This is a genomic window from Motilibacter rhizosphaerae (assembly GCF_004216915.1).
In the GTDB taxonomy this organism is placed as follows: Bacteria; Actinomycetota; Actinomycetes; order Motilibacterales; family Motilibacteraceae; genus Motilibacter; species Motilibacter rhizosphaerae.
In genome coordinates, this window is sequence record NZ_SGXD01000001.1 from 439,904 (window position 1) to 455,888 (window position 15,985).

Consider the following 15,985-nt stretch of genomic DNA (forward strand, 5'->3'; position numbering starts at 1 on the left):
ACCGGCCACCCTTGGGCCTCCGTGCAGGGACGAGGGGGGCTGTGCTGGTGGGACGCGACGGGTTGGTGCGGCGGATGCTGGCGGCGGGGCCTGCGGTCGCCCTGCTCGCGGGGCTGGGAGCGGCGCTGCCTGCACAGCCTGCCGCTGCTGACGGGTACCGGTCGATCACGGGGTCGGGGTCGAGCTGGGCGGCGTCCGCGGTCCAGGAGTGGATCAGCGAGGTCCGCTCCGCCGGCTTGAGCGTCAACTACAACTCCAACGGCTCCTCCGCGGGCAGGATGGACTTCCGCGACGGCGTCGTCGACTTCGCCGTCTCGGACCTCCCCTACGGCTTCGACCCGACCGAGCCGGCACCGGTCGCGGGCAGCTACGCCTACGTCCCGCTGGCCGCTGGTGCGACCGCCCTCATGTACCACCTGGAGATCGGCGGCCGGCTGTACGACGGGCTTCGGCTCGACGGCCGGACGCTCGCGGACATCTTCACCGGTGGCATCAGCTGGTGGGACGACCCGCGCATCGCGGCGAGCAACCCGGGGGTCGGGCTCCCGCACCGCAGGGTGATCGCCGTGGCTCGCGCGGACTACTCCGCCGCCACCGCGCAGCTCACCGCGTGGATGGCAAGCGAGTACCCGGGGACGTGGGCCGCGTACTGCGCGCGGATCGGTCGCACGCAGTGCGGGGCCACGGCGCTCTACCCGTTCGCGGACGGGACGTACTTCGCCGCGCAGGACAGTGCTGTCGGGAGCGCGGAGTACGTCAAGGAGAACGACGGCACCATCGCCTACGGCGAGGACCTGTACGCCCGGATGGCGCAGTACCCGGTCGTGAAGCTGCTCAACAGCGCGGGGTACTACGTGAGCCCGACTGCCGGAGCCGCGTCCATCGCCCTCACCGGCGCGACGGTCGGCGTCGACCCGAGCGCCCCGGGATACCCCGTGACGGACCAGACGGGGGTGTGGCGCAACCCCGACCCGCGCGCGTACCCGCTGGCCGGCTGGACCTCGATGGTCGTGCCGACGACCACCCATGACCACGTCACGACGGACGCGGGCCACAGCCTCGCGGCGTTCGCCACCTACGCCGTCTGCGCGGGTCAGCAGCACGTGGACCAGTACGGCTACGCCCCCCTCTCCCGCACCCTGGTCGAGGCAGGGCTGCAGCAGATCGCGCGCATCCCCGGCGCGGACGACCCGATCACCCTGGCGAACTGCACGGGCTCGCTCGACCCCACGCAGACCGCGCCGATGCCGGACCCGTGCGACAAGGCGGGCGCCGTCTGCGGCGGGGTCGGCGGGACGGTGCCCACGCCCACGCCGACCCTCACGCCCACGCCCGCGTCGACCCCCCAGCCGACGCCGACGCTCACCCCGACCCCGACCCCGACCCCGACCCCGACCCCGACCCCGACGCCCACGCCGACGCCCACGCCCACGCCCACGCCCACGCCCACGCCCACGCCCACGCCGAGCTTCGTGCAGACCGTCGTCGTGGCAGACCAGTCCCCCGCGCCGACGATGGTGCACAGCCCGGCGATCAGCGGCCGCGCCCTCGTGGGCGCGCGCATCAGCTGCTCGGCGACCTTCTCCGGCGCCCGCAGCGTCTCCTACGCCTGGGTCACGAGGACCGGCGGTTCGGCAGGGAGCGGTCGCGCCCGCACCCTCACCACGCGGGACCTCGGCCGGTCCCTCGCCTGCCGCGTCACGGCGACGAGTGCCGGCGGGTCCGTGGAGGCGACCAGCGCTCCGGTGCGGGTCGGCCCAGCGCTGCTGCCCCTGCGCAGCCGGCCGCGGATCCTCGGGCGTGCGGCCGTCGGCAGGACCCTCACAGCGAGCCGGGCGGTCTTCGCGCCTGCCTCAGGGCGTCTGTCGTACCAGTGGTTCCGCGATGGGCAGCCTGTCGCGGGTGCGCGCCGCGCGGCGTACGTCGTCATGAGCGCCGACCGCGGGCACCGGCTGAGGGTGGTGGAGACCGGCTCGCGGCGAGGCTGGACCGCGCACGCCGTGTCGAGTAGCGCCGTACGCGTCGGCTGAGCGCCACACTGGCCCCATGACGGTCTTCCGCACCACGCTCGAGCCCACGGGCGGCAACAACGTCGGCATCGTCGTGCCGGAGGAGGTCGTGCTGGCCTTCGACCGCGGCAAGCGCGTGCCGGTCGTCGTGACGATCGACGGCGGCTACACGTACCGGACGAGGATCGGCGTCATGGGCGGGCGCTACCTCGTGTCGTTCAACGCCGAGACCCGCAAGCAGACCGGCCGCGGCGCGGGTGACGAGGTCGAGGTAGAGCTGGTCGTCGACCCCGACAGGTGAGCCGCGGCGAGCGTCAGCAGGGTCCGCCCTGCACCACCATCGCGCCGAGAGCTGCGAGCAGCCCCGCGCCGAAGCCGGCACCGACGAGCCCCAGGGTGACCGGGTGGGCCGCCCACAGGGGCTGATCGCCTGCTTGCTGTCGTTGCTGCCGGAGCACGGCCACGAGGACCACCGCCGCGAGGAGCGGCGCGGTCATCAGCACCAGGTCCGGCCGCGGCAGGGGGTCCTGGGTCGTCTGGACGCCGAACCCGACCAGGCAGAACGCGGCCCAGAGCCATCCCGCGCGGCCGCGTGGTCGCGCGGCAGCGGGTCGCGCCACTGCCGCGACCACGACCACGACCAGGCCGAGCCCCGCGCCGACTGCCGCGGGGAAGAGCCACTCCGGTCCGCCGCTCTCCCAGCACCGGTCCACCTCGTCGGCTACACCACGACCGACAGCACCAGCACCACGACGATCCCGACCACCGAGAGGATCGTCTCGAGGATCGACCACGTCTTGAACGTCTGCGCGACGCTCAGCCCCAGGAACTGCTTGACGAGCCAGAACCCCGCGTCGTTCACGTGCGAGAAGAACAGCGACCCCGCCCCGATCGCGAGCACCAGAAGCGAGAGGTGCGAGCTCGAGAGGTGCGCCCCGGCCGGGGCGAGGATGCCTGCAGCGGTCGTCGTCGCGACCGTGGCCGACCCCGTCGCGAGCCGCAGGGCGACGGCGATGAGCCAGGCGAGGAACAGCGTCGAGATGCTGCTGCCCTCGACCCAGCCCGAGATGGTCTTCGAGATCCCGCTGTCCACCAGCACCTGCTTGAAGCCGCCGCCGGCGGCCACGATGAGCAGGATCCCGACGATCGGGGCGAGCGAGCGCTCCAGGACGGCGTTCGTGCGCGCCCGGTCCAGCCCGAGGGAGAAGCCGAACGTCCACATCGCCACCAGCACGCCGATCAGCAGGGCGACGGTCGGGTCGCCGATGAAGTCGAGCGCCTTGCGCGGCATGGCGCCCTTGTCGTCCTGCAGGATGTCCGCGAGCGAGCGTGCCAGCATGAGGACCACCGGCAGCAGCACAGTCGCGAGCGTGACGGGGAACGACGGGCGGCGCTCGGGCCGGGTCGCCGGCTCGCCGGTCGCCGCGTCGGGGTTGTCCTCGGACCCGTCGTCGCCTGAGGAGAAGAGCTCGGGAGCGCCGACGGGCGCCAGGCGCACCGCCACGCTCGAGAAGACCGGGCCGGCCAGGACGAGCGCCGGGACCGCCACGAGGATGCCGAGGCCCAGCGTCAGGCCGAGGTCGGCCTTCAGCAGGCCGATCGCAGCGAGCGGACCCGGGTGCGGCGGCACGAACCCGTGCATGGCCGACAGGCCGGCGATGGCGGGGACCGCGACGCGCATCAGCGGCTGCTCCGTACGCCTCGCGACCAGCACGATCACCGGCATGAGCAGCACGAGGCCGATCTCGAAGAACATCGGCAGGCCGATGAGCGCACCGACCAGGCCCATCGCCCAGGGCAGCAGCCGTGGTCCGGCCCGCCCGACGAGCGTGTCGACGATCTGCGCGGCTCCGCCGGAGTCGACGAGGAGCCTGCCGAGCATCGCGCCGAGCGCGACGAGGATGCCGACGCTCGCGGTCGTGGCGCCGAAGCCCTTCGTGTAGCTCGCCAGCCCCGCCGGCAGGCCGCTCCCGGCCACAGCCGCGGTGACGAGCGCGCCCACGGTCAGGCTGAGGAACGGGTGGAGCTTCAGCAGCGTGATCAGCAGGATGATCAGCGCGATGCCGACGAGCGCGGCCAGGACGAGGCGCGTGTCGGAGCCCGCCGCCTGGTCGGCGGCGAGCAGTCGGCTGGACATGACAGTGGCGGCACCGGCGGCCATCGGGTCGCTCCCTCGCGAGGCGGACGGCAGTTCCCGGCACACGTGCCCACCGAAGATCGCCAGAAACGCGCGGTCGAGGTACGGGCCGGCCCCGTCCTCTGGCTAGGCTCTTGCCCCATGCTGGTCCGACCCGTCCTCCGCGACGAGCACCTCGCCTTCGTGGCCGAGCGGGGCAGCGCGAGCTTCCTCCAGCTGCCCTCCTGGGCGGGCGTGAAGACGGAGTGGGGCTCGGAGTCGCTCGGCTGGTTCGACGACGCGGGCGTCCTGCGGGGCGTGGGCCTCGTGCTCCACCGCCGGCTGCCGAGGCTCGGGCGCTCCCTCGCGTACCTCCCCGAGGGGCCGGTGCTCGACTGGGCCGCGGTCGCCGCGGACCCGGCGGCGTGGCTCGACCCGCTGGTCGCGCACCTCAGGCGCAAGGGAGCCTTCGGCGTCCGCATGGGCCCGCCGGTCGTGACCCGCCGCTGGGGCGCCGACGTCCTCAAGGCGGCCATCGCCGCGGGTGGCGCGGGGCAGCTCGCCGACGTGGTGCCCACCAGCGTCGACGCTCTCGGTACGCAGCTGACGACCGCCCTGCGCGCCGCCGGCTGGCGCGCCCCCCAGTCCGGGCACGGCTTCCGCGCGGGCCAGCCGCAGTACGTCTTCCAGCTCCCGCTCGCCGGGCGCACCGAGGACGACGTGCTGCGCGGCTTCAACCAGCTGTGGCGCCGCAACATCAAGAAGGCCGAGAAGGCCGGCGTCACCGTCGAGACCGGCACGACCGCTGACCTGCCGGCGTTCCACGCGCTCTACGTCGAGACCGCGCGGCGGGACGGGTTCACGCCGCGGCCGCTGGCGTACTTCGAGCGGATGTTCCGTGCGATGGACGACGAGGACCCCGAGCGCATCACGCTGCTGCTCGCGCGCCGCGAGGGCGTGCTGCTCGCCGCCACGACGCTCGTCCGCGTCGGCCGCCACGCGTGGTACTCCTACGGCGCCTCCTCGACCGAGGGCCGCGAGCACCGCGGGTCCAACGCCGTGCAGTGGGAGATGGTGCGCCGCTCCCTCGCCGCGGGCTGCGAGGTCTACGACCTGCGCGGCATCACCGACACCATCGCCGAGTCCGACCCGCACTTCGGGCTGATCCAGTTCAAGCTGGGCACCGGTGGCGAGGCCGTGGAGTACGTCGGAGAGTGGGACCTGCCGCTGAACCGCTTGCTCTACAAGGCGTTCGACACCTACATGTCCCGGAGGGGATAGTGCCGCTCACCCTGCACGTCGACGCGGCGGCGTGGCGCGCCCACCTCGCCGAGGTCCTCGACGCCAACCCCGGCCTCGTCCCCGTCATCAAGGGCAACGGCTACGGCTTCGGGGTCGCGCGCCTCGCCGCCGAGGCCCGGCGGCTGCGCGTCCCGACCGTGGCCGTCGGCGTACCGGCCGAGGTGTCTCTAGTGCGCCAGAACTTCGACGGCGACATCGTCGTGCTCGAGCCGTGGCACCCGGCGCTGTCGGCGCCGAGGTTCGACGACCCGCGGGTGATCCGTACGCTCGCGCACCCCGAGGCCGTCGCCGCCCTGGCCGGCACCAACCACCGGGTGCTCGTCGAGCTGCGCACGGCCATGCAGCGCCACGGCTTCCTGCCGCCGCTGCCGACCGGCCGCGTCCGCTCCGAGGGGTACGCCCTCCACCTCCCGCTCGAGGGCGACGGCGTCGCCGAGGCCGAGCGGACCCTGCGCGCCGCGGGGGTCAGCGAGGGGCCGGTGTGGGTGAGCCACCTGCTCGGGAAGCGGCTGGCGGAGCTGCGCCGCCGCGTACCCGGGGTCGAGCTGCGGCCCCGCGTCGGCACCGCGCTCTGGCTCGGCGACCGGTCGTCCTTCCGGGCGAGGTCGACCGTCATCGACGTCCACGAGCTGCCGCGTGGCACCAAGGTCGGCTACCGACAGCACCGGATGATCAAGCCCGGATACCTGCTCGTCCTCGCCGGTGGCACCGCCCACGGCATCGCGCTCGAGGCGCCGAAGCCCGTGCCCTCGCTGGAGGCGCGGGCGAAGGTGCTCGCCACCGGCACGCTGGGCGCTGCGGGCCTGACCCTGTCACCGTTCACGATCGACGGGCGGCAGCGGTGGTTCGCCGAGCCGCCGCACATGCAGGTCTCGCTCGTCCTGCTCGCCCAGGACGCCACGCCGCCGGCGATCGGCGACGAGGTGCCGGTCGAGGTGCGGATGACGACGGCGACGTTCGACCGGGTGGAGCTGGTCTAGCGGCGCCGACGTCCTGCGGTCCGGGCGGGGTGTTTCCCTCAAGATCAGCCAGGGCACAGCAGGCGCAGGACGTGGGCCGGGAGGTCGCCCGTGGACGAGTCGCTGGGACCGGTCGGGGACGTCGCCCGTGCGGTCGCGCTCGACCGGGTGGGCGAGCGGCTCGCCGAGCTGTGGCGGGGTGAGCCGACGCTGCAGGACGCCGCTCGCGTCGTGGTCGACACCGTCGCCGGGGCGACCGGGGACAGCTGCTCGGTGCTCCTCCTCAACGAGGAGCGGCCGGAGCTGGAGGCCGTCGCCGACGCCGGGCCGGGCGACCCGCTCGCTGCGCCGGTCCCCGGCGGACGCTCAGGCGACGGCGGGACCGCGTCGGCCCCGGTCCTCCTCAGCGGGCTCTGCCGCGGCACCGTCACCCTGCGCCCGAGCTCCCGGCTCCCCGACGAGGGCGACCGGCGCTTCGCCCGGGCGCTGGCCGACCGCACCGCGCTGTTCCTCGCCAACGCCTCGCTCCACGAGCGTCGCCGGCGCGGGATCGAAGTGGAGCGTGACGCTGCGGTCGGGAACCTCGAGTCCGCGCGCCGCGTGGCCGAGGTCCTCGACGCGATGCCGATCCTGCTCATGACCCTCGACGCCGACGGGCGCATCGAGCTGGTCAACTCCGCGCTCATGGCCTCACCCGCGACCAGCCGGCGCCAGCTCGAGCTGCTCGAGCGCTTCGACCAGCACTACGCCGACGCGCTGCGCGCGCTCGCGCAGATGACGTCCAACTCCACCATCGCCAGCTTCGCCGACGGGCTCGACGACGTACGGCTCGGCCGCATCCCGCGCTACGAGGCGGACCTCCATGCCGCACCCGACGGCGTCGAGCACTGGTGGCACGCGATCGTGGTGCCGCACCGTACGGGCGGCGGCGTCATCATCACGCACGACGAGATCACCGAGCGCCGCCAGGCGGAGCTGGCGGCGGCGCACCGGGCGACGCACGACGCGCTGACCGGTCTGCCCAACCGCGCGCTGCTCACGGACCGGCTCGACCACGCGCTGGCCCGCCTCGAGCGGTACCGCAGCACGCTCGCGGTGATCTTCATCGACCTCGACCACTTCAAGCTCGCCAACGACACGCACGGGCACGGCTTCGGCGACGAGCTCCTCGTGCAGGTGGTGACCCGGCTCTCCGCCGTCGTCCGCCCCGAGGACACCCTCGCCCGCTTCGGCGGCGACGAGTTCGTGCTGCTCTGCGACGGCCTGGACTCCCGGGAGCAGGCCGAGCAGGTCGCCGACCGGCTCCTCCACGCGCTCGACGAGCCGGTGCGCGTGGGGGGCCGCACGCTCCGGCAGAGCGCGAGCCTCGGCGTCGCCATCGCCGCGGCCGGTGCCGACGCGTCGACCCTGCTCGCCGAGGCCGACGCCGCGCTCTTCCTGGCGAAGGAGCGCGGACGGGCCCGGGTCGCGATGTTCGACGAGGGGAGCCGCCGGGAGTCCGTCCGCCGGCTCGATCTCATGCAGGCCCTGCACCGCGCCATCGAGGAGGAGGAGCTCGAGCTCCACTTCCAGCCCATCGTCTCCCTGCCGGACGGCGAGGTGGCCGGGGTCGAGTCGCTGCTCCGCTGGCGCCGGGGGAACCTCGTCCTCGGTCCCCACGAGTTCCTCGACGTCGCGGACTCGCTCGGCCTGACGCTGCCGCTCGGGCGGTGGGTCCTCGGAGCAGCGTGCCGCCAGGCCGCCGCCTGGCGGGCCGAGGGTCTGCGGCGCCGGGTCTACGTCAACGTGTCGGCCGACCACCTCGGCGCCGGCCTCGAGCGCGACCTCGGCCTCGTGCTCGACCGGTACGCCCTGGACGGCAGCGCCATCGGCGTCGAGATCACCGAGACGACGCTGATGCACGATCCCGTCGCCTCGATCCGCTGCCTGCACCTGCTGCGCGACATGGGCGTGAGCACGGAGGTCGACGACTTCGGGACCGGCTACTCCTCGCTCGCGTACCTCAAGGACCTCGCGCCCTACGGCCTGAAGATCGACCGGACCTTCGTCGCCGGCGTGCACCGTGACGACCGTGACCGGCAGATCGTGGGGGCGGTCATCTCGCTGGCGCGCGGGCTCGGCATCCGGTCCACGGCCGAGGGCATCGAGCTGCCCGAGCAGCTGGCGACGCTGATCGAGCTGGGCTGCGACGCGGCCCAGGGGTTCCTGCTCCGGCGCCCGGCCCCCGCCCACGACCCCTGCCCGAGGACCATCGACCTCCGCGCCCTCGCCGGCCAGCGGGGCTGAGCTCACCTGGCCTGCGGGCGGGCGCGCTTCGCCTCGTACATCGCTGCGTCCGCCGCGGCGAGCAGCTGGTCGGCACCCAGCGTCCCGGCCTCGCACGCAGCGACACCCACGGTCGCCGTGAGCGGCAGCGGCCGGGTGTCGAGGTGGAACGGCTCGGACAGGACGCGGTCCACCCGCGCGGCGATGCTCGCGAGGGCCTTGCGCCCGCGAGTGGCGCAGACCATGACGAACTCGTCCCCGCCGAGCCGGCCCACGAGGTCACCTGCACGGAGGCAGGCCCGCAGCCGGCGGGCGACCTCCTTGAGGGCGAGGTCCCCCGCCGCGTGCCCGTGGGTGTCGTTGAGCGCCTTGAAGGCGTCGAGGTCGATGAACAGCAGGCCCACGACGCCTCCGTCCCGCTGCGCGCGGGCGAGCACCTCGGCGAGGTGCACCTGGAGCAGCGCCCTGTTGGGCAGGTCCGTGAGCACGTCGTAGTCCGCGCGCCTGGCGAGCTCCTCGTTGCGCTGCTCGAGCTGGGCCCGCGCGGCATGGAGGATCCGCGCGTCCCGGGCGCGCTCGAACAGCGCGACCACCACGGTCGCCGCGTCCTCCAGCACCGCGAGCTGCTGCGGGGTCGGCTGGAGGATGCCGTCGTCGAACACGCACAGGGTGCCGAGGACCGCCCCGTCGCCGGTGACGAGAGGGGCGGAGGCGTAGAAGCGGACCGCTCCCAGCTCCCCGGTCACCCACGGGTTCGTCCGGAAGGACGGGTCTGTGCGCGCGTCCGCCGTCCACACGACGCGGCGCTCGGCGAGGTGCACGGCGCACATGGAGTCGCTCCGGCTGCTGACCGCGCCGGCGAACCCGACCGGGGCCAGCTGGCACTGCTGGTCGCCGTCGATGATGTTGATCACGGCCTTGCCCACCCCGAGCGCGGCCGCGACGAGCCGGACGACCGCGAGCAGGTCGGCGCCGGGGACCAGCCCGGGCAGGCCGAGCTCGCGGAGCGCCGACTGCTGCTGCTCCCGCTCGTCGTCCATGCGAGTCGGTCCCTCCGGATGATCGTTCTGGCTGCAACCAGTAAGCAACCGAACCGTGCGCACAGCAAGCCCTTGGTCCTCGCCCGCCCACGAGCAGACCGGCCATCAGTCTCGGGGAACCCGCACGACCGGGAGGACGCCGGTGCCATAGTGCGCCCAACAGGAAGAGCGGGAGGGGCACATGCGCAGCACCCGGAGCAGGACGGCCACGGTCCTCGGCCTCGTACCGACGTTCGTCGTGCTCTCCGCGGCGGCAGTCGCACACCCCGCCGCGGCTGCCAAGACCTACCCGGAGCCGGGGCGCGACGACCCCAAGTGCGCGTACTCGATCCAGGTGACGGACCCTGACGCGCTCGTCCGCGACAGCCACGGCACCCGGGTCCACGGCTTCAAGATGACCATCAAGCTGGAGAGCCTCTTCAGCGGTCCCGCACAGGACTGGCGCTTCTGGTGGAGCCCGAATCTGCGCACCAACCTCGGCTACTACGTCACCGCCTCGTCCCACCAGGCCGACGTCTTCCCGGAGGAGGAGGAGTTCTCCTACTACGACGCGGCCTGGCGTGGGGTCCCGCTGAAGTCGCACAAGTGGATCACGGTCCACCTCACGGGCATCGGGCCGGTGGCGACGCCCTCCCACTTCGGACTCGGCAACTCGGACTACCACTACCCGGACACCGGCATCTCCGACTGCACCGCAGCACCTGCCAGCTGAGCGACCAGCCGCGGTGAGTGCCTACCCCGCCCATTTCCCCGTGACGAACAGGTAGACCCAGACGACGCTCACCGGCACGACGAGCACGACCCACGCCAGAAGCCACGTGGTGGAGCGCACCGTCTGCCGCGCGACGCCGATCCAGAGCGGCCACCACAGCAGGCTCGCGCGGGGCACCGAGAGGTACCACGTCGAGGTGCCGAGTGCCAGGACGCTGAGCCCGACGAACGTCGCCTCCCCCCAGCGCGCCCGCCACAGCAGCCAGAGCGTCACGACGACGCCGACCGCCATCATGAGGATCTCGAGCCGGAAGTTGATCCGGAACTCCGGCACCTGGCCGCGCCCGAACGCCGCGTCCCACGTCGTCATGAAGCAGCTGACCGGGTCGCTGAGGTGGCGGTCCCAGCCCTTCTCCTGGGCGTGCTCCCAGGCGAGCCAGTCGCCCTTCGTCCGGTCGAGGTACCAGGCGTAGGACAGCAGCGGGACGACCGGCAGCAGCAGGAACGGCGCCTGGCGCCACTTGCGCCCGACCGGCGAGGTGAGGAACTCGACGACGAGGGCCGCCGCGAGGAACGCCCCGGAGATGCGGATGCCGGTCGTCGCCGCGGCGAGCGCCGAGGCCGCCCACCAGTCGCCGCGCCGGGCGAACCACCAGGCAGGCAGGGCGAGCCCGAGGAACAGCGCCTCGGCGTACCCCGCGAAGAGGAAGACCGCGGCCGGCGAGAGCGCGAGCACGAGGACCGCCCGCTCCCCCACCCCTCGCGGGCCGTCGAGCTCGGCGAGCCGGGCGAGGAAGACCGCCGCGACCCCGCCCGCGACGAACGAGACCAGCAGCCCCGCCTCCACCCACGGCACGCCGACCGCGTGGACGGCCTTGAGCACGAGGGGGAAGCCGGGGAAGAACGCCTCGTCGTTCGGCTTGACGTAGCCGTGCTCGGCGATGTCCTGGAAGTGCAGCCAGTCCCACTGCGACCAGCGGCGGGAGAACGTCGCGAGACCGCCCGTGGCCGTCCCGTAGACCGCGACCGTGGAGACGATGAGCACGCCGAGGCGGGTGCCGAGCCAGGCGAGCAGCGCCCGCCCCACGACCGTACGGGCCGGCGGGGCCCCGGGGTCGGTCTCCACCTCGAGGCGGTCCCGGGCGCCGAGCGCGGCGGCCGAGCTCACGCAGGCGCCCCGGCCAGGCGGCGCACGTCGGGCGCGCCGTCGAAGACGCCGCCGGTGGGGTCGTCGTCGATGCCGTCGGCGCGGACCGGGTCGAGCGCCGGGTCGAGCACGTCGCGCACGATGACGCCGGCGAGCCACAGCGTGCCGGCGATGTGGGCCAGCACCGTCCAGGTGTACGCCGTGTCCCCCAGCGCGCGGTTGGCGTTGGCGTACTGCCCGAGGTAGAGCCAGATCCCCGCGAAGTGCAGCAGCTCCCCCGCCTGCCAGATCCAGAAGTCGCGCCAGCGCGGCCGGGCAAGGGCGGCGAGGGGCACGAGCCAGAGGAGGTACTGCGGCGAGTAGACCTTGTTGGCGAGCAGGAACGCCGCCACCACGAGGAAGGCGAGCTGGGCGAAGCGCGGGCGGCGGGGCGCGAGCAGCGCGAGCCCGGCGACCGCCCCGAGCAGCACGAGCGTCAGTCCGGAGGCCCAGGGGTTGAGCGGGGTGAGGCCGTTGCCGTGCAGCTGCAGGAGGTACCAGATCGAGGAGAAGCCGGCGGGGCGCTGCTGGCTCAGCCGGTAGAACTCGAACCAGCCGTCGAAGTTCGCGACGATGAAGATGATGTTGACGTTGACCCAGGCCAGCGCGGCCCACCCGGCAGCCTCGGCGACCGGGCGCAGCTTGCCGGTGCGCCAGCCCAGGCAGAGCAGCGGCAGCAGCAGGAGCACGGGGTAGAGCTTCGCCGCCGTGCCGAGTCCGAGCAGCACGCCGGCCAGGGCTGGTCGTTCGCGCGCCCACGCGTACATCGCGCCGGCGAGCAGCACCACCGCGAGCATGTCCCAGTTGATCGTCAGCGTGAGCGCGGCCGCGGGGCAGAGCGCGACGAGCATCGCGTCCCACGGGCGGCGCCGCGCGGTCAGCGCGGTGAGGACGACGGTGCCGAGCAGGAAGGCCGCCTCGACGATGACGTTGACGTCGTAGAACGTCGTCGCCGGGTCCTTCCCGCCCTTGGGGAACAGGTGCGCCTCGACCCACATGAGCAGGCCGGTGAGCACGGGGTACTCGACCGGCGACTCGACGCCCTTCTGCGCGAGCGTCGCCGCGCTCGTGAGGTACGGCACCACCCCCCGGTCGAGCCCACGCGCGGAGTAGAGCGCGGGCGCGTCGCTGTAGCAGAGGTGGAAGTAGTTGACGTTCTGCGACCAGCCGCCCGCAGGGCACGAGTGCTTGGCCCCGACGCTGAAGACGACGACGACGAGCGCAGCGACGAGCAGGCAGACGCGCACCGGGGTCCACCAGCGGCGTACGGGCCGGAGCCGCCGCCCCGCCGGCCCACCGAGCGCGGTGCTCGCGGTCCGCACGACCGGGTCGTCGAGGGAGGGCAGCACCCAGCCCTCGGACGTCCGGGGGCTCGCCGCGTCGGTCGCCGGTCGGGTCGTCTGCGTCGTCACGAGGACGTTCCTACCGCTTCTGCGCCTGCGGTGCCGCAGCGCCCGGCGTCGCCCCGCCGCCGGGAGCCTCCACGGGGGGCTCGGCCGGCGTGGAGCGCGACGGGCTCGGCGACGGCGAGGGCTGCACCGGGGCGCTGGGCGTCGGGCTCGCCGACGGCGACGGGGCCGGCGCCGAGGCGGTCGGGCTCGAGGAGGGCTGGGGGCCCGAGCTCGTCCCGGCGGACGGCTCCGAGGTCACCGCGCCACCCCCGCGCCCGTTGCAGTTCACGCACGCCAACGGCGGGAAGTCGCCCTTGGGCGCGTAGGCCGGCATCGCCGACACCGCCTTCATGTACGCGGTCCACACCGACGCGGGGAAGCCGCCGCCGAAGAACGCCCGGTGCGTGTCGCCGCCGACGCCGTCGAGGTCCTGCAGCCCGTCGCCACGGTAGAAGTCGACCGCGGTCGCGACGGTCGGCGTGAACCCGACGAACCACGCCGAGAGCGTGTTGTCCTGGACCCCGTTGGTGCCGGTCTTGGCAGCGACCGGAGCACCGACCCCGAGCGCCGCCGTGCCGGTGCCGGAGGTGACGACCTTGTGCAGCGCGAAGGTCACGTCAGCCGCGACGTCGCCGTCGAAGGCCTTCACGGTCTTCGTGGCGTCAGGCTTCGTGACGCGCTTCGGGTGCGTGGCCTGGAAGACGTGGTCGATGACCTGCGGGGCCTCGGCGCGTACGCCGTGGTTGGCGAACGCGCTGTAGCCCAGCGCCATCTGCAGCGGGCTGACGTCGGCCGTGCCGAGCGGGATGCTCGGGACCGCCTGCAGGCCGGGGGTGTCCGCCGGGATGCCGGCGGCCTCGATCGCCGCCTTCACCTTCTTGGGGCCGATCTGCTGGGCCTCGTCGACGTAGACGGTGTTGATCGACTCCTGCAGGCCGTAGAGCAGGCTGACGTGCGAGCCGTAACTCTGCCCGAACTCGTTGCGCGTCTTCGTGGACGGGAGCGGGCTGTTGCCCCAGAAGGTGCTGTAGAGGCTCAGTCCGTCCTTCAGGCCCGCTGCGAGCGCGAACGGCTTGAACGACGAGCCGGGCGCCCGGCCGTGGACCGCGTCGTTGATCTGGCGTTTGAGGTAGTCCGGGCCGCCGTACATCGCGATGAGCCGGCCGGTCTTCACGTCGATGCTCGCGAGCCCGGCGTGGACGTCGCTCGCGTCGTCGGGGAACTGCCCGCCGTCCTTCTTCGGCTTCATCGCCTGCACGGCCGCGGCCTGCGCGTCCTTGTCCAGGGTGGTGATGATGCGGTAGCCGCCGCCCTCGATCTGCTCGTCGCTCCAGCCGGTCTCGGCCTGCAGCTGCGCGTGGACGTAGTCGAGCAGGTAGCCGTTCGTGCCCTTGTAGTAGTTCGTCCGCGACGGGCGGGCGAGCTGCGGCAGCTTCGCCTCCTGCGCCTGCTGCTGGGTGATCCAGCCCTTCTTGAGCATCCCGGCGATGACGTAGTCGAAGCGCGCCTTCGCCCGCGCCTGCCTCGTCGCGTCGATGGTGCCGTCCGCGCGCTGGTAGTCGAACGTGTCCGGCGCCTGGATGACCGCGGCGAGGAACGCCGACTGGTCGAGCGTGAGGCTCTTGTAGTCGTTGGCCCCGCGCGGGAACCACGCCTTCGCGGCCGCCTGCAGGCCGTAGGACCGGCGCCCCCACCAGATGGTGTTGAGGTAGTCCTGCAGGATCTGGTCCTTGCTCTTCTCCTGGTTGATCTTGATCGCCAGGATGGCCTCGCGGACCTTGCGCTGGTAGGTCTTCTGCGACCCGACGTCCTGGTAGTAGTTGCGCACGAACTGCTGGGTGATCGTCGAGCCGCCCTGGCCCTTCGAGTCGCTCGTGAGGTTGCTCACCAGGGCTCGTGCGATGCCGCGCGGGGAGATGCCGCGGTTCTGGTAGAAGTCGCGGTCCTCCGCGGAGATCACCGCGTGCTCGAGCACCGGGGGGACGTTCTTGATCGCGACGTTGGTGCGGTTGCTGCCGCCGGAGAACTGGCCGAGGAAGTCGCCGTTGGACCAGAACACCTGCGTGCTCTGCGCGACCGCGGCCTTGTCGGCCTCGGGGATCGCGATCGCCTGGTACGCGTAGGCGAACGCCCCGAGCACCACGGCGACACCCACCAGCCCGAGGAGCAGCACCTGGCGCCACGAGGGGATGAGCTTCCAGGGCCAGCGGCGCCCGGCGCGCGGGTAGTCGATGATCCGGGTGTCCACCTTCGGGCGCGTCGCGCGCGCACTCGGCGGCTTGGCACTGCTGCTCAAAGCTCGTCCTCGATCGTCGGCTGTCGTCGCGGGGGCCTGCGGGCGACCCCGTCGCCCACGACGTACGACAGGACCAGGGAGTTCCATCCGCAGCCGCGCTGCCGGGGACGGGTGCCCGGCCGCCGCCAGTCGCGGACGGGGCCGATGCGGGGCAGCTCGGGCGCCCCGGGGACCACCAGGGGCCCCGCGCACACCTCGACGACGAACACCCGGAGCTCGCCGTGCGCCGCAGCCAGGGCCGCGACGTCCGCGCTCGAGCGTACGCGGCCGGAGAACTGGCCCAGCTCGTCGCCGTAGACGTAGGTGATCTGCAGCAGCCGCTCGCGCCGGCAGACGGGGCAGAGCCGCTCGCTCTGCTCGCCGAGGTGCGTGGCGGCCCGACGGAGGTACGGCTGGGCGTCGCACGCGTCCTCCGCCGCGAGCGCTCCGGAACGCAGGGCGGCGAGCGTCGCGCGGCGCTGGAGGGCGTAGCTCACCACGTCGCGGACCCCGGAGGGCTCGGTGCGCGCGGCGGTCACGGCACCCCAGCGTACGCAGCGGTGGACATCCCGGGCGTGTCGGAGTTTGCGGCCGGGCGGACGGGGACCTATCGTCTGGATGTATCGACTCGATACATCGGATCGAGTCATCCGCGGTCGTGCGGCAAGACCCCCAGGAGGTGGACGTGGCAGCGAAGCGGAGCGGAGTGCTCGAGCTGGCGGTCCTCGGCC

The 15,985-nt window shown here is 73.3% G+C and carries 13 protein-coding genes; 6 read left to right on the top strand and 7 right to left on the bottom strand.

From position 1 onward, the window contains the following. The first annotated feature begins 41 nt into the window (after positions 1–41). Positions 42–2,030 (top strand): substrate-binding domain-containing protein, encoded by a 1,989-nt coding sequence (locus tag EV189_RS01995; protein WP_165400080.1) that lies wholly within the window; start codon positions 42–44, stop codon positions 2,028–2,030. A 16-nt stretch (positions 2,031–2,046) separates the two neighbouring features. Further along, positions 2,047–2,310, top strand: coding sequence for a DUF1905 domain-containing protein (locus tag EV189_RS02000; RefSeq protein ID WP_231115982.1), 264 nt, complete (start codon positions 2,047–2,049; stop codon positions 2,308–2,310). A gap of 13 nt (positions 2,311–2,323) precedes the next feature. Here EV189_RS02000 and EV189_RS02005 read toward each other — a convergent pair whose 3' ends face one another. Both EV189_RS02005 and EV189_RS02010 read right to left on the bottom strand, forming a co-directional pair. Continuing rightward, on the bottom strand, positions 2,324–2,722 hold the full coding sequence (locus tag EV189_RS02005; RefSeq protein ID WP_130491270.1) for a hypothetical protein: 399 nt from the start codon (positions 2,720–2,722) through the stop codon (positions 2,324–2,326). 8 nt (positions 2,723–2,730) lie between these two features. Beyond that, positions 2,731–4,146, bottom strand: a complete 1,416-nt coding sequence (locus tag EV189_RS02010; protein WP_130491905.1) for a GntP family permease — start codon at positions 4,144–4,146, stop codon at positions 2,731–2,733. Between the two features lie 141 nt (positions 4,147–4,287). Here EV189_RS02010 and EV189_RS02015 point away from each other — a divergent pair, with 141 nt between their 5' ends. The 3 genes from EV189_RS02015 (at position 4,288) to EV189_RS02025 (ending at position 8,672) form a co-directional block, all read left to right on the top strand. Then, on the top strand, positions 4,288–5,406 hold the full coding sequence (locus tag EV189_RS02015; RefSeq protein WP_130491271.1) for a lipid II:glycine glycyltransferase FemX: 1,119 nt from the start codon (positions 4,288–4,290) through the stop codon (positions 5,404–5,406). Then, positions 5,406–6,407 carry an alanine racemase gene (locus tag EV189_RS02020; protein WP_130491272.1) on the top strand — a complete coding sequence of 334 codons (1,002 nt, stop codon included), beginning with the start codon at positions 5,406–5,408 and terminating at the stop codon, positions 6,405–6,407. The genes EV189_RS02015 and EV189_RS02020 overlap by 1 nt, the downstream gene beginning before the upstream one ends. Before the next feature lie 90 nt (positions 6,408–6,497). Next, positions 6,498–8,672 (top strand): putative bifunctional diguanylate cyclase/phosphodiesterase, encoded by a 2,175-nt coding sequence (locus EV189_RS02025; RefSeq protein WP_130491273.1) that lies wholly within the window; start codon positions 6,498–6,500, stop codon positions 8,670–8,672. Between the two features lie 2 nt (positions 8,673–8,674). Here the strand turns inward: EV189_RS02025 and EV189_RS02030 are convergent, their stop codons facing one another. Further along, positions 8,675–9,691, bottom strand: a complete 1,017-nt coding sequence (locus EV189_RS02030) for a sensor domain-containing diguanylate cyclase (protein WP_130491274.1) — start codon at positions 9,689–9,691, stop codon at positions 8,675–8,677. Between the two features lie 181 nt (positions 9,692–9,872). On the opposite strand from EV189_RS02030, the gene EV189_RS02035 reads away from it, so the two are divergent. Continuing rightward, positions 9,873–10,403 (top strand): hypothetical protein, encoded by a 531-nt coding sequence (locus EV189_RS02035; protein ID WP_130491275.1) that lies wholly within the window; start codon positions 9,873–9,875, stop codon positions 10,401–10,403. A 21-nt stretch (positions 10,404–10,424) separates the two neighbouring features. Here EV189_RS02035 and EV189_RS02040 read toward each other — a convergent pair whose 3' ends face one another. From EV189_RS02040 to EV189_RS02055, 4 genes are read right to left on the bottom strand one after another with little or no spacing between them, the layout of a single operon-like run. Next, positions 10,425–11,570 (bottom strand): mannosyltransferase family protein, encoded by a 1,146-nt coding sequence (locus EV189_RS02040; protein ID WP_165400081.1) that lies wholly within the window; start codon positions 11,568–11,570, stop codon positions 10,425–10,427. Beyond that, complete coding sequence (locus tag EV189_RS02045; protein ID WP_130491277.1) at positions 11,567–13,000, bottom strand: glycosyltransferase family 87 protein; 1,434 nt, start codon at positions 12,998–13,000, stop codon at positions 11,567–11,569. Before EV189_RS02045 ends, EV189_RS02040 begins: the two co-directional genes overlap by 4 nt. A 10-nt stretch (positions 13,001–13,010) precedes the next feature. Beyond that, positions 13,011–15,275, bottom strand: a complete 2,265-nt coding sequence (locus EV189_RS02050; RefSeq protein ID WP_165400082.1) for a transglycosylase domain-containing protein — start codon at positions 15,273–15,275, stop codon at positions 13,011–13,013. Continuing rightward, positions 15,272–15,793 carry a DUF5318 family protein gene (locus EV189_RS02055; RefSeq protein ID WP_130491279.1) on the bottom strand — a complete coding sequence of 174 codons (522 nt, stop codon included), beginning with the start codon at positions 15,791–15,793 and terminating at the stop codon, positions 15,272–15,274. The genes EV189_RS02050 and EV189_RS02055 overlap by 4 nt, the downstream gene beginning before the upstream one ends. Positions 15,794–15,985 lie beyond the last annotated feature (192 nt).

Coding starts and splice junctions, on each gene's coding strand:
- EV189_RS02000 (WP_231115982.1), top strand. CDS start 2,047: ATGACGGTCTTCCGCACCACGCTCGAGCCCACGGGCGGCAACAACGTC.
- EV189_RS02010 (WP_130491905.1), bottom strand. CDS start 4,146: ATGTCCAGCCGACTGCTCGCCGCCGACCAGGCGGCGGGCTCCGACACG.
- EV189_RS02015 (WP_130491271.1), top strand. CDS start 4,288: ATGCTGGTCCGACCCGTCCTCCGCGACGAGCACCTCGCCTTCGTGGCC.
- EV189_RS02030 (WP_130491274.1), bottom strand. CDS start 9,691: ATGGACGACGAGCGGGAGCAGCAGCAGTCGGCGCTCCGCGAGCTCGGC.
- EV189_RS02035 (WP_130491275.1), top strand. CDS start 9,873: ATGCGCAGCACCCGGAGCAGGACGGCCACGGTCCTCGGCCTCGTACCG.